The sequence below is a fragment of the Thermostichus sp. MS-CIW-25 genome (assembly GCF_054060015.1).
Genome location: NZ_JBSSCS010000001.1, coordinates 111,680 through 136,070 on the forward strand (window position 1 = coordinate 111,680; position 24,391 = coordinate 136,070).

The window sequence follows — 24,391 nt, forward strand, 5'->3', positions numbered from 1 at the left end:
CCGATAAGATGGCAAGGCCCATCTCGACTGCACAAGAGCCTGGCCCATGAGTGTGGTGAATCGCCCCGAGGTGGTGGCAGAGCTAACCGAACTCTACCATCAGTACGAAGCTGCCCTGACGAGCAATGATGTGCCCACCCTGAACCGCCTGTTTTGGGATGGCCCCCAGGTGGTGCGCTTTGGTGTGGGGGAAAATCTCTACGGGGGAGAGGAGATCAAGGCTTTTCGCCAACAGCGCCCTCCCACGAATTTGGCCCGCGAGATGCTGCGTTTGCAGGTGGTCACCTTTGGGGAAGATTGCGGCTCGGTCACCCTAGAGTTTCGCCGCCTGGTGAACGGGATCCCTCGCTTGGGCCGCCAAAGCCAGATGTGGTACAGGTTCCCCGATATCGGCTGGAAGATTGTCTCTGCCCACGTGTCGTTTTTGCCGGAAGATCAGGGGGAAATGCTGCGCAAAAGCTGCGGATCCACCTCGCCCACGTAGGTATTCAGCCCAATGGCCGTGGCGATCAAAGCCCCATCCACCTCCACCCGCCGATACTGGGAGATGGCCTCTGCCAGGGGCACATCCACCACCCGCCGATTTTGCCAGGCCACCATGCGGTCGTATTTGCCTTGGGCGATCAAGTCCACAGCAGCCACCCCAAAGGCTGCTCCCAGCAGGCGATCCAGAGGAGAGGGCGTACCTCCCCGCTGCAGGTGGCCCAAAACCATAACCCGCGTCTCGATGCCGGTGCGCAGGGCGATCTCGTTGCCGATGTAATGGCCGATGCCGCCGTAGAGAGACTGCCCCAGGCTGTTGGTGTAGGTCACCGGCTCCCCCGACTCGGTGCGAACTGCCTCCGCCACCACCACGATGCTGAAGTTATTGCCCCGCTCTTTGCGGTCGCGGATTCTTTTGCAGACATTCTCCAGCTTGTAGGGAATTTCCGGGATCAAAATCACATGCGCCCCCCCGGCAATGCCGGCGCTGATGGCAATGTGACCGGCATCCCGCCCCATGACTTCCATGACCATGACTCGGCTGTGGCTGATGGCCGTGTAGGTGAGCTGATCTAGAGCTTCCACAGCCACGCTCAAAGCCGTGTTGAACCCCACCGAGTACTCGGTGGCACCGACATCGTTGTCGATGGTCTTGGGGATCCCGACAAAGTTCCAATCCCCCTGCAGGGCCAGTTGCCGGAGAATGGCCAAGCTGCCATCCCCCCCCACCCCGATCAGCGCATCCAACCCAAGCCGGTGGTAGCCGGTGATCACCTCTGCCGAGCGATCCACCAAGCTGCCATCGGGCATAGGGTAGGCGAAGGGGTTGCCTTTGTTCACGGTGCCCAAGATGGTGCCGCCGTAGCGCAAAATGCCGGAAACCCGCTTCACATCCAGCAGCTCCGCCTCCACCGGTCGAGCCATGAGCCCTGCCGTCGCATCTTTGATGCCATAAACTTCCATATCGTAGTCGCGGGCCCGCCGCACCACTGCTCGAATCACAGCGTTGAGGCCGCCACAATCGCCGCCGCTGGTGAGGATCCCGATTCGCTTACGTTTGGGCATAGAGCTCTAGTTAAAGAAAGGTGAACATCCTGAACAGAGATAAGGGTCTATATCGCTTGCAGAGAATCCCTACTCAATCGCAAACTACGGATGTGATCCAGTCGATCATTATCCCAATTATCTTGGTTCAATCAGCTCTGGAGAAACACCTTCTGGTTGGGGGAGTGCTGAAAAAGAAGAAATTGAGGGATCCATACAGCCCAGCAAGATCAGGTCAGCTTGCGTTCCCGGTGGGGTTTGGGGTTGGCGATCAAGCCCAGCCGTTAAGCATCCTTCGCAAAAAGGATTAAGAAACATTGCTGCACAAGCTGCAGATTGGGAAAGCCTTCGATATCTCTGAGGATAGATCTTTTCAATCAAAAAGACTTGGGGGCAACGATCCACTCAAAAACTGAAATTATTTGTTAAGCAGGGATGATCAAAACCCGGCCAACCCGATGATAGGGATGAGGATAGAAATAAGGCATCCAGTCTGATTTGGGAGCAGTACCATGACTCAAACCATTGCCCAGTGTGCTCTACAAGGGGCCTCAGAGTTGCTCAGCCGCTACCGGCAGGGAGAGCGCCATTTTCCCCAGTCCTGCTTGGAGTATGCCTTCTTGAGGGGGGTCGATCTGCGAGGGGCCAATCTCGAGGGATCCGATTTGCATGGGGCTAACCTGCGCTACGCCAACCTGCGGGGCAGCAATCTGGCGAAGGCTGATCTGCGCTGTGCCGACCTGCGCTATGCCGACCTTGAGGGAGCCTGCTTGGAAGGGGCCAATTTGAGGGGATCCCTCTACAATCACAGCACCTGCTTCCCGGTGGGGTTTGATCCGGTGACGGCAGGGATGCAGCCCTTTGAATTTTGATTGGGGAAGGAGATGGGATCCCTGAGCCCTCAGGCCAAGGGAAAGCGCTCCCGCAAATCTCGAATCACCGGAGCGGGCACCAGATGATCGATGGGGCCGCCCAGCTTGGCGACCTCCTTCACCAGGCTGCTGCTGACAAAACTGTGCTCGCTGGCGGTGGCAAGGAACAAGGTTTCCAGTTCGGGAGCCAGCAGCTTGTTGGTGTGGGCCATTTGCAGCTCCACATCGAAGTCCGACAAAACTCGCAAGCCGCGCACGATCACCTTTGCCCCCCGTTGACGGGCGTAGGCCACCGTCAGACCTGAAAACGTATCAACCTCAACATTTTTGAGATGGGCCGTGGACAGGCTAATCTGGGCTTGCCGCTGCTCTGGGCTGAACAGAGGGGTTTTGTTGGGGTTTTTCAAGACGGCGACAATCACCTTAGAAAAGAGACGACTGGCTCGCTCGATAACATCGAGATGCCCAAGGGTAATGGGGTCAAAGCTGCCGGGGTAGAGGGCGATCATGGCCAACCTCGTGCTATTCCTCACCCTACCTGGTCTCGGGCCCAAGCCAAATAGGTTGTGCTCACTTGAGTGGCTGCCAGAGCCAGGATCTCGGGCTCAGCGTAGGGGTGCAGCTCTCGCAGCCGTTGTTCCAGGCGGGGATAGGCAGTTGCGGGCAATTTGAGCAGGATGAGGAACTCGGCATCGGTCTGCAGGGATCCCTGCCAACGATAGTAGGACGTGATCCCGGGCAAGACCTGGGCACAGGCCACATAACGTTCGGCCACCAAGGTATGAGCCAAGCGATGGGCCTCGGTTTCGGATCCCACCGTGGTCATGACAACCGCGAGGGTATCGGGTGTGGTCTTATCGTCCATGCGGGGCGGGGAAGTTGTTAGCCGGGCGGTTTCTCCCTATCCTATCGCCCGCCGGGCTAGGCGTTCCTAGCTCACCGAGGGCTTGGCTTTCCCAAAGTAGGGTCGCTTCTGGTGCCAGCGCCAGGCAGTTTGAATGATCTCGGCCAAGTCGGTGTAGAGAGGTTTCCAGTTGAGATCCCGAAAGATGGCGCCGGCATCGCCCACCAAGCGCGGGGGATCCCCAGGTCGACGTGCTCCCATTTGCACCGGGATCCGCTTTCCGGTCACGGCTGCTGCGGTCGCAATGACCTCTTTGACGGAAAAGCCTTGGCCATTGCCCAGGTTGTAGGCTGGTTGTATGGGCCGGCCAGAGGCCAGCGCTTCTATTGCCAACACGTGGGCTTGAGCCAGGTCGGTGACGTGAATGTAGTCGCGGATACAGGTGCCATCGGGGGTATCGTAGTCCTCTCCAAAAACCGTGATGTGAGGACGTTGGCCGCCGGCGGCCTCCAACACCAAGGGGATCAAGTGGGTTTCCGGGTCGTGGGCCTCCCCAATTTCGCCATCGGGATCGGCTCCGGCGGCATTGAAGTAGCGCAGGCTAATGGATCGGATCCCGTGGGCAACCTGGAAATCTTGCAAGATCTGCTCCACCATCAGCTTGCTCTGGCCGTAGGGGTTGATGGGACGTTGCGGATGACTTTCGGGAATGGGAATCCGCTCTGGCACCCCATAAGTGGCACAGGTGCTGGAGAACACTATGTAAGGGATCCCGTGATCCCGCATGGCCTCCAACAAACTCAGGGATCCGGCCACATTGTTGCGGTAGTATTTGCCGGGATCCTTGACCGACTCGCCCACATAGGCATAGGCAGCAAAGTGAATCACCCCTTCTGGGCGATAGTGCTGGATGACTTGATCAAGCCGCTGGCGGTCGGCGAGATCCCCAATCTCCAACGGCCCCCAGCGAACTGCCCAGGGGTGCCCGTAAACCAAGTTGTCGTAAGTGATGGGCAGATGGCCAGAGGCCGCCAGAGCTTTGCAGGTGTGGCTGCCGATGTAGCCCGCCCCGCCGGTAACCAGGAGACGCATAGGCAAACGTCAGATGGAAGATCCCACCCAGGGTAAAGGTTGTCAACGGGATCCCTTCAAGCTCCAAAAGCTTCTTTGGCGGCGTACATGACCTCCACACTGATCTCGGTCAAGCCTCGTTCGCGGGCAAATTTTTCGGTGTTGCGTTTAACCTTGCCGCGCACAAAGCCGGGCACCTTGTTCAGCTCCGCCTGGGCTTCCCGCGTCCAGATGAGGTCGGAATCGGCGCTCAGGCTCTTGTGAATCACCTCCTTGGTGTCGTGGCCACCGAAGATCTCCAACAGGTGATCTTCCATGCCCAGGGTAAAGGAGTTGTAGATCAAGTCCACAATTTGGTTGGCGCCCTCGTAGCCCAAAAAGGGCCGGTAGCCGATAGGGAAATCCTGCACGTGGATGGGGGCCGAGATGACCCCACAAGGGATCCGCAGCCGTTTGCCCACATGCCGCTCCATCTGGGTGCCGAAAATCGCGGCAGGTTCCGCCTGGGCAATCGCATCCGCCACGCGGGTGTGATCCTCCGTCATCAAGATCTGATCGCAATACCCTCCCACCTCTGCCTGGAACCACTCCCCATCGTAGGTGCAATAGCTGCCCGCCCACACCACGTGGATCCCCATCTCGCGGGCCAGGATTTTGGTGATGGCCGCCGCGTGGGTGGAATCCCCGAAGACCACCGCTTTTTTGCCGGTTAGGTTTTGGCAGTCGATGGAGCGGGAAAACCAGGCCGCTTGGGAAATGTGCAGCGTTTGCTCCTGGATGTAGGCTTCATAATCGACAGGGATCCCTTGCTCGTTTAGGATCTGCTGGATCTGGCGGATGAAGCGAGCCGTTTCCACCACCCCCATCGGGGTGATCTCAATGTAAGGCATGCCGAATTCCTGCTGCAGATAGCGAGCTGTCATCGGCCCCAGCTCCCGGTAGGGCACCACATTAAACCAAGCCCGCCCCAGGTGTTTGAGATCGTGGACACTGGCCCCTTGCGGGATCACCAGGTTGAGCTGGATCCCCAGATCCCGCAGCAGCACCTTCAGCTCCCGCAGATCATGGGCATTGTGAAACCCTAGGGTGGAAATGCCAAGGATGTTACAGGAAGGCCGCTCCGTCTTTTGGGGCGAGTCGTTCAGCTCCCCCTGTTTGCGAGCCTTGGTGATATAGAACTCCACAATCTGCTGCAGGGTGCGATCCGCTGCCTGCAATTCGTTAACCCGGTAGTGGTTGACATCTGCCAGCATTACGTCGCAGCGACTGGCCAACTGGGCCTGCCGGACAAAGTGATGCAGATCTTCCTGCAAAATGCTGGAAGTGCAGGTGGGGGTGACGACGATCAAATCCGGGTGCTCCTCCCCGTCTTTGCGGACGATGTTGCGAATCACCTTTTCGTCGGATCCCCGCGCCAACACCTGCCGGTCAACGACGCTGGTGGTTACCGGAGTAAAATCCCGCTCTCGCTCCAACATGGAACGCATCACGTTGAAATAGTCGTCTCCCAGAGGAGCGTGCATGATGCTGTGAACGTTTTTGAAGGAGCTGGCCACCCGCAGCGTGCCGATATGGGCAGGGCCAGCGTACATCCAATAGGCCAATTTCATGGGCAGCCTCTCAAGAAAGCCAGAGACAAAATCAAGGATCCCAACCCACCGCCGGATGTGCACCCGCTGGGAATCTCTCCTGGCATTGTAGAACGCTCAGCAGCCGGCATCCCTTGGCTGTTATCCTCCGTAACTCCCAACCGAGACGCTCCCAAGCCAAACTCGATCAAAAGAAAAACAACCCTGCCAAGGCAAGTGTGATTACGGGGATCCCCCTACTCCGCCCAAAGGGCTTGTTCCATCCTAGAAATAGGAGCGATGGATACCCATCTGGCTCCAGAGCCCAAGCTGAGGAACTTCAGGGATCCTGACAGGGAATCGGCTGGTGGACAAGAGCAGAGGAGTTTTTGTATTTTTCGTTACATGTTAACTTTTGGAGACAAAACATGTAGCTCTACAACATTGAGCAGAGATTCTTGTTTACAGAAGCAAGCTTTCTGTTGAGGAAGGCAGACTAACAGAGGGAAGAGAGATGGCTGATGTTTCCCTCAATACAAACTCGACACAAAGCATAAGAATTGTCGATTATTGACGATTTCATGCGCCGTAATCGATCAAAGGTTGCTCCTTCTTCAAAGGTAAAGGTGTGAGGTGAAAGCTTATGGGTTCCACAACGATTTCTTGGCAACGTGCTCGCAGAGCTCCTCAGGAGCTGACCGGTTCCATGACTTCCGTGCACTTCAAACCTACAACTCACCTGCGCGACTGGTTGCAGGCTCCATTGCGACCCATCCAATCGGCTATCGATAACTTCAGCATCCGCGATCCCCGCTTGGCCCACTTCCTTTGCCGGTGGATCCCGGCCCGCTGTCCCTTCGAGCGAGATGTGGTGTTGTTTGGCCACAAGGTGATGCATATTCCGCCCATGTGCAAACTTAACCCCTTCTACGACCAGGTGGTAGGGCTGCGCTTCCGGGCTTTGTCGTTTCTGGCAGAACGGGGGGAAGACATTAGCCGTTATGTGTAGGATAGGGGAACGCGGTCAATTCTGGCGGGGATCAGGATTGGGGCAACTACATTTTAGTAGTTGCAAATCCTCAAGCAACTGGGGTATGTCTGCCTAGATAATGGAGTCTGGATAATTGAGTTATAGTCGCTTCAGGTTAGGGTGAGACGCCCAGGCCATTGAGAGAAGCCTTCTGGCTCTATGAATTCAACGTTTTGGGTGCGGGTGCAGTGTCCTAGTTTGAGCGGAAACCAAGGACTCCGTCCCGCTGTCGCGAGGGGATGTGACACCACTTGCCCATTGCTGTCGGTGTAGAAGCTGGCCAGACCCACATCCAACCCCACTACCTGGCCGGTGTACCCTGCCTGCTCTACCCACACCTAAGGCCTTGAATGCACCTGATCGTGGGGCCTTTCTTGGCAGCCCAGGCATCTCGCCCTAAACTGAAACGGCTATGGATGCAACTTCACTGTTGCCGCCAGGGAAACAACAAGAAAATCCCCCGGCATTGGCCAGGGGATCGTCTGCTTTTGTCAAGCCGTCAGGTCAGGCCATCAGCCACGCACCGCAGGCGCTACCTCCACCGCCGCCAAATCCAGCGGGAAGTTGTGCGCATTCCGCTCGTGCATCACTTCCATCCCCAGGTTGGCACGGTTCAGCACATCAGCCCACGTCCCAACCACTCGACCGTTGCTGTCCACAATCGACTGGTTGAAGTTGAACCCGTTCAGGTTGAACGCCATAATGCTGATCCCCAGCGCCGTAAACCAAATCCCAATCACCGGCCAAGCCGCCAGGAAAAAGTGCAGGCTCCGGCTGTTGTTGAACGACGCATACTGGAAAATCAACCGGCCAAAATACCCGTGCGCCGCCACAATGTTGTAGGTCTCTTCCTCTTGCCCAAACTTGTACCCCAGGTTCTGAGACTCCTCTTCCGAGGTCTCCCGAATCAGGCTCGAGGTCACCAGCGACCCGTGCATGGCACTAAACAGCGCACCCCCAAACACGCCAGCCACGCCCAGCTGGTGGAACGGGTGCATCAGGATGTTGTGCTCTGCCTGGAACACCAGCATGAAGTTGAAGGTCCCCGAAATCCCCAGGGGCATCCCATCCGAAAACGACCCCTGCCCAATCGGGTAAATCAAAAACACTGCTGTGGCCGCTGCCACGGGCGCAGAGTAAGCCACCGCAATCCAGGGCCGCATCCCCAAACGGTAGCTCAGCTCCCATTCGCGTCCCATGTAGCAGAACACCCCAATCAAAAAGTGCAGCACAATCAGCTGGTACGGACCGCCGTTGTACAGCCACTCGTCCAGTGAGGCGGCTTCCCAAATCGGGTAAAAGTGCAGGCCAATGGCTGCCGAAGAGGGCACTACAGCCCCAGAAATGATGTTGTTCCCGTACAGCAAGGAACCGGAAACAGGCTCGCGGATGCCGTCAATGTCCACCGGCGGAGCCCCAATGAAGGCGATGATAAAGCAGGTGGTGGCAGTCAGGAGGGTGGGAATCATCAGCACCCCAAACCAGCCAATGTAAAGGCGGTTATCGGTGGAGGTGACCCACTCGCAGAACTGCTCCCACACGTTGCTGGTTGAGCGACGTTGGATAACAGTAGTCATGAGGTCAAACTTCCCTAAGGAAGCGCGAAGATTGACAACCTAAACTTAAAACATCCGTTAAGTTTCGTCAACTACCTGCCTCAAAAATGAGGAGGGGATCCCTTTCTCTATCGGCTGCCCCTCGGCAGAAAGAGGGCTTCTAAGGCCTGGCCGAGAGTCGGTTCCATCACCACCCGGTCTTCGTAGGCAGCGATCACCCGGGTGAGCTGAGGCAAGCGGCCCTGTTCTGCTTCGATGTAGAGGGGCTGAACATAGAGCAAAGAAGTCTCGATAGGAATGACCAGCAGCGTGCCCAGGTTCACCCGCGACCCATGCTGGTTCCAGAGGGAAATTTGCTCGGAGATTAAGGGATCCTGATTGACCCGTGCTTCCACCTGTTCCGGGCCATAGATGAGCCGTTGCTTGGAAAACTCGTACACCAGGAGCTTGCCGTAGTTTTCCCCGTCGCAGCGGGCCGCTATCCAAGCCACCATGTTCTGCTTGTTAACAGGGGCATAGGGGGAGAGGAGGACGAACTCAGGAGTGTGGTTTGCAACCCCTTGGGGATCCCTCGGCAAGGTGAGAATGAGATACTGCGGCTGCATGGGGATGCGCCGTCGATTGCGGAACTGGCCGGGGATCTGCCATTGATCCTCGCGGTTGTAGAAGAGGCGGGGATCCGTCATGTGGTAGGTGGCAAACTGCTGCGCTTGCAGGCGGAAGAGGTCTTGGGGATAGCGGATGTGTTGCCGCAGCGGCTCCGGCATTGCCTCCAGAGGCTTGAAGAGGGTGGGGTAGATGCGGGCGTAGGCTTGGATGAGGGGATCCCGAGGGTCGGCAATGTACCAATCGATGCTGCCGTTGTAGGCGTCCATCACCGCCTTGACCGAGTTGCGGATGTAATTGAAGGAAAAGCCGGGCACATGCTCGGAGTAAGGGTAGCGGCTGCTGGTGGTATAGGCATCGAAAAACCAGTAGAGCTTGCCATCTCCGATCACTAGGTAGGGATCCCGGTCGTAGAGCAAAAAGGGCATCACCCGACGGATGCGCTCGCGGATTTGGCGGCGATAGAGAAAGCGGGTGGTAGAAGACAGCTCGCGGCTGAGAAGGATGCGCAGATCGCCAAAATGCCAGGCGTAGAGAAACCGCTGCCAGAGGTGGGGAATGGGCACGCCACCGCTGCCCCGGTAGCTGCTGTACACATAGCGCTCTGCTGCAGGGTAGTCCAATTCCCGCGCCTCAGCGCCCACGAAAACATCGGTGGTGGTCAGCTCGCCATAGTAGAGGGCCGGCTGCTCCACCCGCAAGACGGAGGCCACCTCAGGGTAGCGAGGAGAAACCCGCGGCGGGATATCCGACAGGAAAAAGTCCGGCAGGCCCTCAGGGGTCACCACGTTCACCGGGCTGAGGGTGAGGCCGTAGCCGTGGGTGTAAAAAAACCGCCGGTTGACCCAGGTTTGGGCAGCGGGGGGTACCTGGGCAAAGTCCAGCTCGCGGGCGGCATGCATGACTTGGCGCAATTCTCCCCCGATGCGGTAGCGATCCACATTCACATAGGGGAATTGATAGTAGGGGCGGATTTCTTGCAGTTGGCGGTAGGTGGCCAATAGGGGATCCGCATCCCAGAGGCGCACGTTGCTCAGGATGGGTTGATTTTGCTGCAGGATCTCCCAGGTGAGGGCTCCCCCTTCCGGGAAGGGTTGGACTTCGACATCGGCCAGGCCAAAGCCAGCACGGGTAAAGCGGATGTTGTGCTCGATGTAAGGGCGTTCCAGCTCCAGCTCGTTGGGAGCCACCAAGAAAGTTTGCACCAGTTGGGGGTAAAGTTGGGTGGTCAGCAGCCCAAACCCCAGGTAGGCTCCCCAGAGGATGGCCGGCGCCAGGAGAGAGCTGGCCCAGGGGGGGCACCAGGACTTGAGGAAAGGAAGGTTGAGGCGGATCCCCTGGCGGGCCAAAGCCCAGAATCCCACCGCCGTCAAGCCCGCCACCCCGCTCATCAAGGTCGTGGCCGGCAGAGTTGCATGCACATCGGCAAAACCGGCCCCAAACACAACGCCGCGGGTGGAATAGAGCAGCTCGTAGCGATCCAGCCAATGGCCCCAAGCCCGAATGAGAAACAGGGATCCCCCCAGGATCAGCAAGTGCCGCTGGGCATAGAGAGAAAGGGCCAAGGTCAGCCGTTGCTCGGAAAGCCCGAGCTCCACCAAGTAGATGAGGACAACGGTAACCAAGGTGAGCAGCACCAGGTTGAAGCACCAATGCTGCACCGTCTCCCAGAAAGGCAGGCTGAAGAGAAAAAAACTGAGATCGCGGTTGAAAATCGGATCTGACTCCCCGACGGGCCCTTGGTTGAGCCAGAGCAGCAGCGCAAACCAGTGATTGGAAAGAGACCCAGCAAAGAAGCCACTCAAACCTATGGCGATCACCCAGGCCCCGGTCAAGGTTGCCCCCCGCCAGCAGGAGCAGATGTTGGATCCCACCACCGCCAGGGCAAAGAGGAAAGCGCCCAGGCCCAGCCCCCAGCGGGCAATCACCCGCGTCCACAGCACCGGCAGGGCATTCAGCTCGGCAAACCAGGCCAGATCTACGTAGAAAGCCGCCAAGCCCGTGATGGCCAGGATCCCCAGCCCCACCCAAAGCAGCAGAAGCAATCCGCGCCGCAACCTCTGCATCGCCTCAGGATCCTCGGCCTAAAGCTGTTCTCGATCGCGTCAGCGGTGCAGTTTCCCTTCGCCCGAGCGTTGCGGAACAACACAGGGTGCCGTAGGCATAGCCCTGTTCTAGCTGTTGTACCGCCTGCACCAAGCCTGCCGGCCCGCCGTCCACCCGCACCACCGGGATCCCCACCTGGGCCTGCACCTCTTGCCAGGTCAGATCGTCCAAAAAGCGCTCCCCATCCTTAAGGGCGATCTGGGGTAGCAATAGCCCATCATAGTCCGCCAAGTTTTCCACAGACTTCAGGGCATCCAAGATATCCTGCCCCGTCAGCAGCCCGGTTACCGTCAGGGTTTGGCCCCAAAATCGGCTGGCGATGGGCAGCAGCGTGAGCTGCAAATGGTGGATGCGATTCAGGCGCTGCACAATGGGCTGGAAGGCTTGCCCCACGGCATTGCCCACCACCCAAAGGGCCTTTACCGGAGAGGCCAAGCCGGCAGGCAAACTCACCTGCTCAAACTGGCTCAAAAATAGGCGCAGGGATCCCACGCCATTCCCCAGTTGGGGGTAATCTTCATAGTGCTCTTCCGGGGGCAGTTCCCACCCCGCCAGCAGATACCACTCATCGGCCAGCCAGGCAAAGGTGGATCCCAATGTTTGCCGAAACCCGACCTGCAAAGTTTCCACCTGCTGGATCACTTCTCGGGCCTTGGCCGCATCGACAGGAACCAGCTCATCACCAGGGGGGCGAAAGCGCGTCAACCCCACCGGCACCACTGCTGCCGAGAGGACGGTGGGGATCCCGTCTACGGGCCGGCGAAAGGCGGCCAAATCGAGGAGTGTGCGGGTGAGGTGATCCCCATCGTTCCAGCCTGGGCAGACCACCACCTGTGCGTGCAGTTGCAAGCGATGCTGGCGAAACCAGGCCAACTGCTCCAAAATCAGGCCAGCCCGCGGGTTTTTGAGCAAGCGGCTGCGCAGCTCCGGGTCGGTAGCATGCACTGACACGTAGAGGGGAGAAAGGCGCAGGCGAGCGATGCGATCCCATTCGGCAGCAGGCAAGTTGGTGAGGGTGAGGTAGCTGCCGTAGAGAAAGCTGAGGCGGTAGTCGTCGTCCTTGAGGTGCAGCGTCGCCCGCATCTGCGGGGGTTGTTGGTCGATGAAGCAAAAGGGGCAAGCGTTGGCGCATTGGATCAGGCCATCGAACAGGGCCGTTTCAAACTCCAGCCCCAGATCCTCGTCGATCCCCTTCTCCAGCTCAACTGTGCGCGGGATCCCTTGGCTGTCCAAGATCTCCAGGCTTACATACTCCTCGGCGATCAGGAAGCGGTAGTCGATGAGATCGCGGGGGCGCTCGCCGTTGATGCTGACCAGGGCCTCTCCAGGTCGAATGCCTGCTTCTGCTGCCAGGGATCCCGGCAAAACAGCACTGATGCGGGCAGGCTTGAGGCTAGTACGAGACATAAGATTGACTCATAATCAGATGTGCTATTCGCGTTGGCAGGGCGGAGTCCTGGATCGGGACAGCGTTGTGTAGCAAGAACGAGGCTCGGTTGCGTTGCCAGAAGAGCTCACTGCAAACAGCGAAGAATGGCTGCCTCCAGCTCGGTTTGGCTGAGATCCGTCACCACAAACACCTCCTGCACGCTGCTTCCCTTGCGGGCCACCAGCTTGTACCCGCCCCGGATCGGCACCGAAACCCGCAACTGCAACTGGGGGATCCGCCCGCGACTGCAGGACAGAGCGCCCGGCGTCACGGTCTTGATGCCGGCCTGCTGGGTCAGGCGTTCCAAAACAGGGATCAACCCTGAGATATGGGTAGAGTGGTTCCAAACCAGACGACCAGAAGGCTCAGACATGGCGGCCAAAGTGAGGAGAGGATGGGATCCCTATCCTATTCCTCCACAAATACCTGCTGCTCGTTGTGGAAAACTGGATGTCCAAAATGCCTGAAGATTCCCCGCCTGCGGTCGTGGCTCTGATCTTGGCCGGGGGCAACAGCCGCCGCATGGGATCCGACAAAGCCTTGGTGCTTTGGGATGGGATCCCCCTGCTGCGACGGGTGGCTCAGGTGGCAGCAGCCTGCGCCGACGCGGTTTACATCCTCACCCCCTGGCCGGAGCGCTATGCGCCGGTGGTGGATCCCGGTTGGCACCTCTGGCGGGAAAACGTTCCCCCCCTGGTCGGGCAAGACCCACGTGGTCGGGACAGCATTGCGGAGCAACACCGAGGCCCGCTGCTGGCCTTTCAAGAGGGGATCCGGCGGCTACAAACCTTGGCTGCTCCCCCGGCGTGGATCCTGCTGCTGGCCTGCGATCTGCCCTGCTTGCAGGAGCAGGTTCTTGGGGATTGGCGACAGCGCCTTGCCACCCTGCCCCCTCAGACGGTGGCCGCCCTGCCCAAAAGTCAGCGGGGCTGGGAGCCCCTGTGTGGCTTCTATCGCCTGGCGCAGCTAGGTTCTCTGGAGAGTTTCTTGCAGGCAGGAGGAAGATCCTTTCAGGGCTGGTTGTCCCAGGTGCCAACAGCCATCCTGCCCCTGACCGTTCCCGACAGCGGGACGGAGTCCCTTGAGAGGATGCTCACCAATTGCAACACCCCTGCAGATCTGCAGCTGGGGGGAAACCTGGGTAGGGGGTGATCCCCGGGATCGGCAAAGGGAGGGATCCCCTCATGTCACAATGGGTAAAGATTTGCTCGGTTTCTTATCTCGGCGCCGTGCTTACTTCCCTTTACTACCGCGAGATCCCTTGCCCCGATAGTGCTCAAGTGCTGCGCTGGCTACAGGAGTGTATCCCCCTGCCCCAAGGCAGCCAGAAGGTTCTTACCCCCACGGGCCTGCGCCTACAGGGATCCGGCGCTGAGCTGGCCCTTTTCTTGTGGTCGGGGCTGAACACCACCTATCTCAAGGTGTTCCAGTGGTCGGAGCAGCCCTTCCCCCGCCAAGCTCGCTGGCTGAGAGAGCTGGAACAGGCCATCCAAAGCCAATTTCCCCACCGCTACCCGCAGTTGCCCCAGATCGATCTGAACCGGGGATCCATCTTCGATCAGCTTGAGCCTTTCTACCCGCAAACGGTGAAGTATTTTCGGCGGATCCCCAATGGAGAATTTGACCTGCAGCGGGTGTACTGGTGGGAAAAGCGCTGGCGGGAAGAAGTGCAACATTGCCACGCAGCCCACCGCCCTGCTCAGCCGGTCTTGTTTCGCCAGCCTGCCCCTGAGCCGGCCCCGGTGGAGTGGGATCTGGCCATCGTGGGGGGAGCGCTGGGAGCCCTCTATGGAGCGGCCATGGCCCGCTTGGGCTACCGCGTGGCCTTGGTGGAGCGGCTTCCTTTTGGCCGCATGAACCGCGAGTGGAACATCTCCCGGCGGGAGCTGCAAACCCTGGTGGATTTGGGCCTTCTGAGCGCCGAGCAGATGGAGAGCTTGATCCTGCGGGAATATACAGATGGGTTCAACAAGTTTTTTGACGGCAATAGCCCGGTTCGCGCCCCTGTCCTGCACACGCCCACGGTACTCAATCTGGCCATTGATGCCGAAAAACTCCTGCAGCTCTGTGGCCAAATTCTCACTTCCTGCGGGGGAGCTATCTACGAGCGCACCGAGTTTCAGCGGGCCTACATTGGCGAACAAGGCGTCACGCTGGTTTTGAAGGATTTGCCCACCGGCGAGGAGTTTCGGCTGGGATCCCGCCTTGTGGTGGATGCTATGGGAACGGCCTCTCCCATTGCCCAGCAGCTTTACCGCCATCGGGCTTTTGATAGCGTCTGCCCCACGGTGGGGGCTACCATTGCGGGGGGGTTTGAGCCGGGGGTATGGGATCCCCAATTTGGGGACATTCTGGCCAGCCATGGGGACATCAGCCGCGGTCGGCAACTCATTTGGGAGCTGTTCCCCGGGCCAGGCGAAGATCTCACCTTCTACCTGTTCCACTACCACCAGGTGCATCCAGAAAACCCCGGATCCCTGCTGGAACTGTACGAAGATTTTTTCACCATTCTGCCGGAATACCGCCGCTGCGACCCGGAGCGCCTGCAGTGGAAAAAAGCGACCTTCGGCTATATTCCCGGACGATTTGGCCAGCACCGGCACCCTGTTCGCGGCAGCGGGGCGGAGTCTTCGGAACCCTTTGACCGGATACTGCTCATAGGGGATGCGGCGGCTATGCAATCGCCCCTCAGCTTTACCGGCTTTGGATCCCTGGTGCGCAACTGCCCCCGCCTGTGCGATCTCCTGGATACGGCGCTGCGCCACGACCTGCTCAGGGCTGCAGACTTAGCCCAGATCCGGGCCTACCAGGGCAACTCCGCCGTCACCTGGCTCTTCTCGCGGGGGATGATGGTGCCCACCGGCAAGGTGCTGCCCCCCGAGCGCATCAATGCCACCCTCAACAGCTTTTTTGGCATTCTCGCCACCGAGCCGCCGGAGGTGGTGGACGATTTCATCAAAGACCGGGCCGGCTGGCTGGCGTTTAACCGCATGGCCATCAAAGCTGCCCTACAAAACCCACGGCTGCTGCTGTGGATCTGGGAGGCCGTAGGGGCCAAAGGCTTTGCCCAGTGGCTGCCCACCTACTTCAGCTATACCGGCCTGGTCTTGACTTCTGCTGTGCTGAGGGGCTGGCTCCCAAGGCTGCTGCGCCGCCTACAGCCCTGGCTGGAAGCGCGTTATCCCCGTCTGTGGCTGCGCTGCCTGCAGTGGAGCTACACCCTCACCTATGGAGTGGGACAGCCGCGCATTCAGTTTCAACTCCCCCCCACTCAAGAAAAGACCCAAGACACAATACCAACTTGGATAGGATCCCTGCAGCAGTGACATACTCCCGCACTCACGCTGATGCACAGAGGGCGGGGCTCCCCGGCGGTCTAGCTAAATGCACCGGACACCAAGGCAATAGCGCTGTCGCCGTGATCCCTCAATAAGGTCTCTATCTGCCGCTCGCGTCAGCAGGGCAGCGTTTTTTCCGGCTTGGCAGCTTGCCCAAGTTGGGTATAATCAATGCCTAATCAGAGATCGACGGCAGTTGGGAAGGGATCCCGACTTCAAACCGGTCGAGAGACTGCTGAACCCCATTTTTTGAGAACCCTTATTTTCGCAAAAAGTTAGGACTGAGCCCAGTCGCGTCAGCGTTGCGGAGCAACATGGTCTATACCTTCGAGATCATCGGCATTGCCCCTGCTCTACAGTTCTTTCATCAGCAACAGAAGCTGGCCCAGCGGCCCTGCGGGGTGGAATACCTGGGTACCAGCCCCTGCACCCTCGATGCGTTGCTGGGATCCCTGGAGGAAGTGCCGGCCCGGCGCGGCTGGGACTTGGATCAGTTGGTCGATACCGTTATCCGCTTTTGGTGCAGCAACCCCGATTTGGTCAGTATGTGGCGCTCTCGTTTTCGCGATGCCGGGCAAGATGCCCTGTTGGTCTCGCGGGTGGGGCACATTCAATCGCTGCAACAGGAATTTGAATGGCTGCTGAAGCAGTAGATGCCGAGCGCCACTCTCGCCACCTGGGTGGGAGAATGTGCGGTTAGCAGGTAGGCTAGGGGCAGAACTGGTTTGTGAGCACCCATGAGCGACACAGTTTTCGGCAAGATCATCCGCAGGGAGATCCCTGCGCAAATCGTTTACGAAGACGATAGAGCCCTGGCCTTCAAAGACATCGCCCCCCAAGCCCCTGTCCATATCTTGGTGGTGCCCAAAGAGCCCATCCCCGGCATTTCCCAGGCCAAGCCCGAACATGAGGCATTGCTGGGACATCTCCTGCTGACCGCTCAACGGGTGGCTGCCGAGGCCGGTTTAAACAAAGGTTATCGATTGGTGATCAACGAAGGAGAGGACGGCGGGCAAACCGTCTTTCATCTCCACATTCACGTTCTGGGCGGTCGGGGGATGGGCTGGCCTCCGGGCTAAGCAATGGCTTTTCCCACCAACTGAAGCCTCTGCAGGTACAATCCTGTCATTACGGAGGTAAACAGCGGGTGGGGTCTGGAACCGATGGAGTGGCATGTAACCGATGCAGAGAGCCTGATGATCATCGACCAGGAGGTGGGCAAGCACGAGCTTTCTCCTGCTGAGTATGAGGTGGTTCGTCGGGTTATTTATGCTACTGCTGACTTCGAGTACTTGCACCTCATCCGTTTTGGCAACGAAGCCTTACAGGCCGGAGCGGCGGCTCTGGCAGCGCGTACCACCATTGTGGTCGATGAGCCGATGGTGCAGGTGGGCATTGCCTGGGCTGTTCAGAACACCTTTTCCAACCCCATCTATTGCAGCAGCGAAGCCATTACCCGCCCCCAAAGGGACAAGACCCGCTCTGCTTGGGGCTTGGAAACTCTGGCCCAACGCTACCCTGAGGCGATCTTTGTGATCGGCCAATCCCAGACCGCCCTCTCCACCTTGGTACGGCTGATTACCGAGAAGGAGGTGGCCCCTGCTCTGGTCATTGCCACCCCGGCTGGGTTTGTGAACGTGGTGCAAGCCAAACAGGAGCTGGCCGATTCCATGGTGCCCCACATCCGCACTGAGGGACGCAAAGGAGGCCCGGCAGTGGCTGCAGCGGTGTTGGATGGCCTGTTGGACTTGGCTTGGCACGCCTATGTACGGGTCAGCAGCGCAGATCATCCTGGCAAATCCGCGGTTTCATGACATGCTCCTTGCCCTTGGGCACCGTTCGCGGAAACAAGCCAAAACTTTGGCACTCAAAGCACATTTTTTCAGCAGTTGACTGCCCTGCCGCTGAAATCTCGCTTGGGACACCGCGCTTTATGGTCGTTTCAGTTTAGGGTGAGACGCCTGGACTACCGATCGCGCCAGCAGGACGGAGTCCTTGAAAAGCCTTCTGGCCTCGTGCATTCAATCATTCACTGTTTGAGGTGTGGGTGCAATGTCCTAGTTTGAATCGAAGTTTGAATTGAAATGACCATACACCCCTATAGTCAGTTGCTCTAGCGGTGCGGATGAGCTGGGGGCCTCGCAGCACTTTTGGGTCAAGAGTGGGTCTGCTGATCCAGATCACCCAGCCAAGGGGATCCCGGTCACTCGGCCTGCAAATTGGCATGGGCAAGATGGGAGCTGCGCTCTCAGTCCTGCCTCTTCAGAAAATGGCCTGAGAAGCGGCTGGGTTGAGCTTATGGAGGGATCTTCCCGTGCGGCGTGCCATCTTCTTTTGCTGGAGCGGCTGCCTTCTGGCCTTGTTTTTTGCGCCGGGGGCTTGGGCACAAGCTGAGCCATGTCCGGCGGTTGCCCTTCTGCCCTCTTCACTGCAGTTGTCAGAGGTGTCAGCACCTGCCTCTGCCCTCTCGACAACCCAGATGGACAAGGCAGGGATCCAAGTCAGCCCCTACCAGCGCTGGCGACAGAGGTATGCCCCCTCAGATCCCCTCTCTTCGGGTTTGGGCAGCGTCCCTTATCGGCCAGCCCAGCAGGGATCCCAAAGGATTCAACAGGGAACAGAGAGACTGCCCTTTTGGCTAGAGCAGAGCGGGATCCGCCTGGGAGAAGACAGCCCCTTCTTCCTACATCCCGATGGCTTGGTCTATCGGCAGTCCTATTGAATTTGTGAGTCTGTTCGCCACAGGGATCCCAGCTTCCCCAGGGAGAAGGGCTAGGAGTGAGAAATTATCTCTCACTTCTCTCTTCTCAATTAGTAATGATTCCCTACCTTGCGGTGGTGGATGGCGGTGAGGCCCTCTGGGCTGGAGACCCGACCAGCTTCTAGGGTGCTGTACACCACCCAGTGATCGCTGGTTTCCAGGCGGCTCACCACACGGCACTCCAGGTAGGCCAAAGCATCGGCCAAGATGGGGGATCCGTTGGCAGCAGGGTAGGTCTTGATCCCGGCAAAGCGGTCGGCTCCCGGTGGAAATCGCTTCAGGAAGTGGCGCATCAAGGGTTGGTAATGGCCTTCTTGCAGCACATTTAACACGAAGGTATCTCCCACCTGCAGGAAGGATTCGATGGCCCGATCCTTGGCCACCGCAATGCTGATCCCTGGCGGATCGGTGCTGGCTTGGGCTACCCAGGAGGCGAGCATGGCGCTGGTGGCTTGCCCTTTGCGGGCTGTGATAATGTAGAGGCCATTGCTGATGCGGCCCAGGGCGCGATCCAAGTCGGCATCCAAGGCTTTCATCTGCTGAATGTTGCGATCCCGCGTCAGCCACTGCCCCAGATCGGTACCTGCTTCTTCGGCCAGTTGCAGCAGAGCCTCGCCGGCAGGCTGCTTAAGCAGAATGGGGGCAAACACCTCTTTGGCGCCGATCTCCTGCAGGGTGTTGCGGCAGAGGTACACCGACTCATCATCTTCGCCGCCCGACTCAAACAGACCAAAGCCTTGCTTGCTGTGGGCAGAGGCCAAAAGGGTTTTCAGCAGCACTTGAGTGGTGGCGGCCTCAGGCCCTGATTGGGGCGGCATGCCTATCACCACACCGGCGGCCAAGCTCATCAGCTCCCGCACCTCGTGGGCATCCACCAGCCGCAAATCTGCCAGCTCCACCTGGATGCCGGTTTTTTGGATCCCACGGGCAATGGCTTGAGCCAAGGTTTCCGCCTGGCCATAGCCGGACAGGTAGAACACTGCCACCAGGCGCTCGGCTTTGGCCTGCTCCAGGCTCCAGGTGCGATATTGCCCCACCCAGTCGGACAGGTGATGGCGCAGTAGGGGGCCGTGGCCGGTAGCAATGGCAGCGATGGGAGGCAAGGCTTCCATGCGCTTCAGGGCGGACAACACCGAGCGGGCATTGGGCCCCATGAGGCAGTCGTAGTAGAGCTTAAAGTCCGCCTGCAGCAGATGGGGATGCTCATCCCAGGCAAAGTCGTCGCAGTAGTGCATCCCAAACACGTCGCAGGTGTAAAGGATCTGGGTGCCGTGGTCGTAGGTGAGGATGGTGTCGGGCCAGTGCAGGTTGGGGGCCGAGATGAACTCCAGAACGTGCCCTTTGCCCAGATCCAAGCGATCTCCCTGTTTCACCACCAGCCGCCGGAAGGGCCGATGCACCAGATCTTCCAGAAATTGCATGGCCACCTTGGAGGCCACCACCGTCATCTGGGGCGCCAGCTCCAGCAGATCACCGACTAGGCCGCTGTGATCTGGCTCGGTGTGGCTGACCACCAGGTAGTCGATCGCAGTGGGATCCACGATCCCTTGCAGGCAATCCAGGTACAACTGGCGAAACTTCTCGTGGGAGGTGTCGATGAGGGCCACCTTCTCGCCGCGAATCAAGAAGGAGTTGTAGGTGGTGCCATTTTCCAGAGCAAATTCGATATCAAATCGATCCCGATCCCAATCTTGGGAGCGAATGGCGAGGGTGTCGGCCCCGATAGGCAGAGTTTGCAGCGTCAGATGGGGCTGGGCCAGGCGAGGTGCGACTTGAGGTGCAACTGCAGTGGTGGCCATGTTCTCTCCCTAACTTTAAGTCGGGTCACAATCCTGATCTCAATGTAACTGAATGTTTATGTTGACAGGGGGTATAAATGCAATTTGCAAGTTGCGAAATCCTTATGGAATGCTTCTAGGGATCTCTGGGTTCCTGACTATCGAAGGGGTTGGGGCTTAGAACTGCAGCAAATTGGGCCAGGGTGTGGCGCAACTGATCCAGGTTTTGGCCGGTGGTGGCGGAAACAAACAGGGCCTTCGGGTAGAGCAGGCGCACATCCTCTACCCATTCGGGATCCAGGCGGTCGATTTTGTTAAACACCAGTTGCCGGGGGCCGGTGGCCAAGGGCATCTCGTCCAGCAAGGTTTCCACCGCCTCGATCTGTCCTTCCCAGTTGGGGTGAGACAGATCCACCACATGCAGCAGGGCATCCGCTTCCGTCACCTCTTCCAGGGTGGCTTGAAAGGCATCCACCAGTTGGTCTGGCAATTCGGTTAGAAATCCCACCGTGTCGGTCAACAGCACCGCCTGCCGGTTGGGCAGATCCAGCCGCCGGGTAGTGGGATCCAAGGTGGCAAAGAGCTGGTCGGCGGCGTATACCTCAGCATGGGTGAGGGCGTTGAGAAGGCTGGACTTGCCGGCGTTGGTGTAGCCCACCAGGGCCACCACGGGAATTTGGGATGCCTCGCGGCGTTGGCGCAGCCGCTGCCGGTGGTGGCGCAATTCTTCCACTTCTTGCCGCAGCTTGCCGATGCGCCGTTGGATGGCCCGCCGCTCCATTTCCAGTTGGGTTTCCCCAGGGCCACGGGTGCCGATGCCCCCACCTAGCCGAGACATGGTGCGCCCTCGACCGGCCAAGCGAGGTAGCAAATACTGCAGTTGGGCCAGCTCCACCTGCAATTTTCCGGCCCGGGTTCTGGCCCGCTGGGCAAAAATATCCAAGATCACCTCGCTGCGATCCACCACCCGCACCCCCACCGCCTCTTCCAAGGTGCGCACCTGGCTGGGGGTGAGTTCCCGGTCGAACACCACCAAGTTAGCGCCCAGATCCTGGACCAGCAGAGCCAGCTCTTGCACCTTACCGGATCCGATTACCGTGGCCGAATTGGGTCCTTCCCGCCTCTGCCAGAGGGCTTGCAGCACCTGTCCGCCGGCACTCTCCACCAGGCGGCTCAGCTCCGCCAACCCATCCATGAGATCCTCGTAGCTCTGCCCGGACTCCTGCAGCCCCACCAGGATGGCCCGCTCCTGATCCAGATCCACCTGGCGGGCGGTCAACTGGCGCCGAAACCCATCCTCCAGCTCCGCCACCAGCTCCTGCAGATCCTGTTCTGCCAGGATCCCCAAAGGCAAAGGCTCAGAAACCTGCCAACGGCGCTCTCCCTCCGGCAGCAGATGGGCCAGATAGGCCCGGTGAACAAAGCCCGTAGCCGCTCCTCCCCGGCGTCGGTGCCCTCCTGACTTGGACACGGAAAGGGTGATGAGGGCATCCAAACGCTGCAAAGCCATGGCCGTCAGCGCTTTTTGACCGGGGCCCCCCTCCCCCATTTGGGTGGTGATGCAGCGGATCCCGGATAGGCGCTCGGCCCCCTGGCGGGGCAATTCCCAAGCGGGAATCTGGGTTTCAAAAGGGGATCCCACCCCTACGCGGATCACCTGGCCGCGCCGGTTGAGGTAAACGCTGATGGGCCGGCCTTCCAACTCTTGGGTCAGGGATCCCAGCCGTTGGGCAAACTCCACCGTCACCAAGCGGTCGGGGGGTAGGCGCAGTTGATAGAGCCGTTGCAGTTGCTTTTGTTGGTGGGGCTTTAACCCTTTGGCCTGTTCGCGAAAGCCTCGCGTAGCGATAGCAGAGCTGAAGCGGGGGTCGGTCTGATGGCGAGAGGTGCTAGCCCTGGGCATAGGGACGGGGAAAGACCCAAAAACAAGCTTTCATCTACCATACACGCTAGCTGACAGCAGGAACTTGGGATCCAAAAGCAACGGTGGCAAACACTGGCCCAGTGTTGGAGCTGCCCAAGCGGGGATCCCTGTATTGAGCTTGCTGTCGGTGAGAGAGTTTCCAAATCGGTTGGGCAGTCAGGGATCCCTTTCGCTCCGTGTTGCCGGAATCCTGCTGCAACTCGGAGTAGCTGCATAAATCGGAAAAATCCGTAGTGCCAGCTCTTAGTTATCATAGATGCACGATTTCAACATCACCCCATTTTCTGCGCAAATATTCAGCAACCAGCCTACGATGACAGTGCTCAGGTGTAGCTTCACTACAAAGCAGACATCCTCCATCGAGAATACTTTTATCCACTTGATCTTCAATGCGACGCTCGGCCATCAGCGACAAAAACTGTCTCTCATAATTAGACCAGTCACCACTAGCTTTATAAGCATCAAGAATTTCTTGGGTCGGTGCCAATTCTGGCAAATGAATGTATCCAAGCTTGCAGATCTCGTGAAGAAAAAACTCTAGATCCCTCTTTTTCGTGAATCCCGCCAGTTGCGAGGTGTTATTAAGTCGAGTATCAACAACTCGAACCAGACCAGGCTGTTTTAAGCGATTAAAAAAATTGCTCTGCACTTTTCTTCGTAAACCCTATCGTAAATATCTTCATGGCCTCGCGCTCCGCTCATCATTTTTTGACATTTTCTCATCTCGATAGGCGACACGCCTGCCTTGAATGAGATAGGCTTCGGCTATAAACTCTTCCCGACTTCTAAACAAGTCGCCCTCTGGAAGTTTGCAAAGGGCAAGAAGACGAGATTCTAGGGCCTCATAAGACGCATCCATTCCCCTGGCTCTCCGTTCTGCCATTCCTTGCCGGCAATACAGCGACCGGCCATTTTTCTGGAGTTGGCGAAACAGACAATCGTCTTGACGTAAGACATACAGGCTTCTGGGGCAAGGGCAAAGGCTCAATGGGAGTAATTTTCGGCTTCTTGAAAGTCCAGTAGTCAAATCCGTTCTTCAGGGCGAAAGGGGATCAAAAGAGCGCGGGGCGCCCTGGCATGGCGAGAGACCAAAATCAACGCCACAATACTGAGCAGATAGGGCAACATTAAGAAAAACTGATAGGGGATCCGGCTACCCCAAAGCTGCTGAAGGCGCAATTGCAAAGCATCAAACCCGGCAAACAGCAACGCTCCTCCTAAGGCTCGCCAGGGATCCCAAGCGGCAAAAACCACCAGAGCAATGCAAATCCACCCCCGCCCATTGACGATATTGAAGAAAAACGCATCGAACGCAGAGAGGGTTAAAAAAGCACCGGCCACGGCCATAAGAGCGCTGCCCACCATCACCGCTCCGGTACGAACGGCATAGACCGGGATCCCCTGGGAAGCGGCAGCCTGGGGATTTTCTCCAACCATGCGCACGGCCAGGCCCAGCGGAGTTCGGTAGAGGATGTAGGCCATGAGGGGCACCAGGAGAAGGCCGAGGTAGGTGAGGGGCGGCTGGGTAAACAGGGTTTCTCCCAGAAAGGGCAGGCTGGAGAGACCCGGGATCGGCCAAGGGCTGAAGGGGACGATTTTGGGGGGAGAGGTGACCTGGGGCAGGGCCATGCGATAAACAAAATAAGCAGCATTGATGGTCAAGAGGGTAATGCCAATGCCGGTGACGTGCTGGGAAACCCCAAGGCGGACGGTCAACAGGCTGTGAATCAAGCCCACACCTGCACCGAGGACGGCAGCAAAGGCTACGCCCCACCACAATCCGGATCCCTGATAGACCACCAGCCAACCGGCCATAGCCCCCAGGGTCATGATCCCTTCGATGCCCAGATTGAGAACGCCGGCCCGCTCACAGAGAACTTCGCCCAAAGTGCCAAAGAGTAAGGGAGTGGCAATGCGCAGGGTGGCTACCCAAAAGCTGGTGGTGCTAATTAAGCTGATTAGACTCAGGAGTGCAGACACG

The 24,391-nt window shown here is 58.5% G+C and carries 22 protein-coding genes and 2 pseudogenes; 9 read left to right on the plus strand and 15 right to left on the minus strand.

Annotation, left to right across the window (positions count from 1 at the left end):
* Positions 1–46: 46 nt before the first annotated feature.
* Positions 47–484 (plus strand): oxalurate catabolism protein HpxZ, encoded by a 438-nt coding sequence (gene hpxZ / locus ACVWZ1_RS00540; protein WP_457465689.1) that lies wholly within the window; start codon positions 47–49, stop codon positions 482–484.
* On the opposite strand, the gene ACVWZ1_RS00545 is transcribed toward hpxZ, so the two are convergent.
* Positions 436–1,548 (minus strand): ATP-dependent 6-phosphofructokinase, encoded by a 1,113-nt coding sequence (locus ACVWZ1_RS00545; protein WP_414344504.1) that lies wholly within the window; start codon positions 1,546–1,548, stop codon positions 436–438. The genes hpxZ and ACVWZ1_RS00545 overlap by 49 nt on opposite strands.
* A 491-nt stretch (positions 1,549–2,039) precedes the next feature.
* Between ACVWZ1_RS00545 and ACVWZ1_RS00550 the strand changes: the two genes are divergently transcribed.
* The gene (locus ACVWZ1_RS00550; protein ID WP_414350044.1) at positions 2,040–2,399 is read left to right on the plus strand and encodes a pentapeptide repeat-containing protein; all 360 of its coding nucleotides are present in this window, start codon (positions 2,040–2,042) and stop codon (positions 2,397–2,399) included.
* Between the two features lie 29 nt (positions 2,400–2,428).
* On the opposite strand, the gene coaD is transcribed toward ACVWZ1_RS00550, so the two are convergent.
* The 4 genes from coaD to bchB all read right to left on the minus strand — a co-directional run bounded on the left by coaD (position 2,429) and on the right by bchB (position 5,924).
* Positions 2,429–2,908, minus strand: a complete 480-nt coding sequence (coaD, locus tag ACVWZ1_RS00555) for a pantetheine-phosphate adenylyltransferase (RefSeq protein WP_011433776.1) — start codon at positions 2,906–2,908, stop codon at positions 2,429–2,431.
* Positions 2,909–2,928: 20 nt separating this feature from the next.
* Entirely contained in the window at positions 2,929–3,264 is a 336-nt protein-coding gene (gene cutA / locus ACVWZ1_RS00560) for a divalent-cation tolerance protein CutA (protein ID WP_414413293.1), read from the minus strand.
* Positions 3,265–3,330: 66 nt separating this feature from the next.
* A complete protein-coding gene (galE, locus tag ACVWZ1_RS00565; RefSeq protein ID WP_457502259.1) occupies positions 3,331–4,335 on the minus strand; it encodes a UDP-glucose 4-epimerase GalE in 1,005 nt (334 codons plus the stop codon).
* A 56-nt stretch (positions 4,336–4,391) separates the two neighbouring features.
* Positions 4,392–5,924, minus strand: coding sequence for a ferredoxin:protochlorophyllide reductase (ATP-dependent) subunit B (gene bchB, locus ACVWZ1_RS00570; protein WP_457502260.1), 1,533 nt, complete (start codon positions 5,922–5,924; stop codon positions 4,392–4,394).
* A 721-nt stretch (positions 5,925–6,645) separates the two neighbouring features.
* On the opposite strand from bchB, the pseudogene ACVWZ1_RS00575 reads away from it, so the two are divergent.
* Positions 6,646–6,891 (plus strand): annotated as a pseudogene (locus tag ACVWZ1_RS00575) (Mo-dependent nitrogenase C-terminal domain-containing protein); the annotation flags it as partial.
* 533 nt (positions 6,892–7,424) lie between these two features.
* On the opposite strand, the gene psbA reads toward ACVWZ1_RS00575, so the two are convergent.
* From psbA to ACVWZ1_RS00595, 4 genes are all read right to left on the minus strand, one after another.
* The gene (gene psbA, locus ACVWZ1_RS00580) at positions 7,425–8,489 is read right to left on the minus strand and encodes a photosystem II q(b) protein (protein ID WP_011432036.1); all 1,065 of its coding nucleotides are present in this window, start codon (positions 8,487–8,489) and stop codon (positions 7,425–7,427) included.
* 107 nt (positions 8,490–8,596) lie between these two features.
* The gene (locus tag ACVWZ1_RS00585) at positions 8,597–11,140 is read right to left on the minus strand and encodes a UPF0182 family membrane protein (RefSeq protein WP_457502261.1); all 2,544 of its coding nucleotides are present in this window, start codon (positions 11,138–11,140) and stop codon (positions 8,597–8,599) included.
* 4 nt (positions 11,141–11,144) lie between these two features.
* Entirely contained in the window at positions 11,145–12,587 is a 1,443-nt protein-coding gene (locus ACVWZ1_RS00590) for a TIGR03279 family radical SAM protein (RefSeq protein ID WP_457502262.1), read from the minus strand.
* A gap of 107 nt (positions 12,588–12,694) precedes the next feature.
* Positions 12,695–12,982 carry a DUF2103 domain-containing protein gene (locus ACVWZ1_RS00595; protein WP_457502263.1) on the minus strand — a complete coding sequence of 96 codons (288 nt, stop codon included), beginning with the start codon at positions 12,980–12,982 and terminating at the stop codon, positions 12,695–12,697.
* A gap of 77 nt (positions 12,983–13,059) precedes the next feature.
* On the opposite strand from ACVWZ1_RS00595, the gene ACVWZ1_RS00600 reads away from it, so the two are divergent.
* The 6 genes from ACVWZ1_RS00600 (at position 13,060) to ACVWZ1_RS00625 (ending at position 18,669) form a co-directional block, all read left to right on the plus strand.
* Positions 13,060–13,761, plus strand: a complete 702-nt coding sequence (locus ACVWZ1_RS00600) for a molybdenum cofactor guanylyltransferase (RefSeq protein WP_457502264.1) — start codon at positions 13,060–13,062, stop codon at positions 13,759–13,761.
* A gap of 32 nt (positions 13,762–13,793) precedes the next feature.
* Positions 13,794–15,935, plus strand: coding sequence for an FAD-dependent oxidoreductase (locus tag ACVWZ1_RS00605; RefSeq protein WP_457502265.1), 2,142 nt, complete (start codon positions 13,794–13,796; stop codon positions 15,933–15,935).
* Between the two features lie 326 nt (positions 15,936–16,261).
* Entirely contained in the window at positions 16,262–16,600 is a 339-nt protein-coding gene (locus ACVWZ1_RS00610) for a hypothetical protein (RefSeq protein ID WP_457465698.1), read from the plus strand.
* A gap of 84 nt (positions 16,601–16,684) precedes the next feature.
* Entirely contained in the window at positions 16,685–17,026 is a 342-nt protein-coding gene (locus ACVWZ1_RS00615; protein ID WP_011432043.1) for a histidine triad nucleotide-binding protein, read from the plus strand.
* Positions 17,027–17,110: 84 nt separating this feature from the next.
* Entirely contained in the window at positions 17,111–17,761 is a 651-nt protein-coding gene (locus ACVWZ1_RS00620; protein ID WP_457465700.1) for a precorrin-8X methylmutase, read from the plus strand.
* 500 nt (positions 17,762–18,261) lie between these two features.
* On the plus strand, positions 18,262–18,669 hold the full coding sequence (locus tag ACVWZ1_RS00625; protein WP_457502266.1) for a hypothetical protein: 408 nt from the start codon (positions 18,262–18,264) through the stop codon (positions 18,667–18,669).
* Positions 18,670–18,758: 89 nt separating this feature from the next.
* On the opposite strand, the gene ACVWZ1_RS00630 is transcribed toward ACVWZ1_RS00625, so the two are convergent.
* The 6 genes and pseudogenes from ACVWZ1_RS00630 to ACVWZ1_RS00655 form a co-directional block, all read right to left on the minus strand.
* Complete coding sequence (locus tag ACVWZ1_RS00630) at positions 18,759–20,507, minus strand: diflavin flavoprotein (RefSeq protein WP_457465703.1); 1,749 nt, start codon at positions 20,505–20,507, stop codon at positions 18,759–18,761.
* Between the two features lie 115 nt (positions 20,508–20,622).
* Positions 20,623–22,389 (minus strand): GTPase HflX, encoded by a 1,767-nt coding sequence (gene hflX, locus ACVWZ1_RS00635; RefSeq protein WP_457465704.1) that lies wholly within the window; start codon positions 22,387–22,389, stop codon positions 20,623–20,625.
* 46 nt (positions 22,390–22,435) lie between these two features.
* Positions 22,436–22,609, minus strand: coding sequence for a hypothetical protein (locus ACVWZ1_RS00640; RefSeq protein ID WP_457465705.1), 174 nt, complete (start codon positions 22,607–22,609; stop codon positions 22,436–22,438).
* 51 nt (positions 22,610–22,660) lie between these two features.
* Positions 22,661–23,093, minus strand: a pseudogene (locus ACVWZ1_RS00645) (DUF488 domain-containing protein).
* Between the two features lie 151 nt (positions 23,094–23,244).
* A complete protein-coding gene (locus ACVWZ1_RS00650) occupies positions 23,245–23,367 on the minus strand; it encodes a dual OB domain-containing protein (protein ID WP_457465707.1) in 123 nt (40 codons plus the stop codon).
* Positions 23,368–23,433: 66 nt separating this feature from the next.
* On the minus strand, positions 23,434–24,390 hold the full coding sequence (locus ACVWZ1_RS00655) for an ABC transporter permease (RefSeq protein ID WP_457465709.1): 957 nt from the start codon (positions 24,388–24,390) through the stop codon (positions 23,434–23,436).
* Position 24,391: the final 1 nt, after the last annotated feature.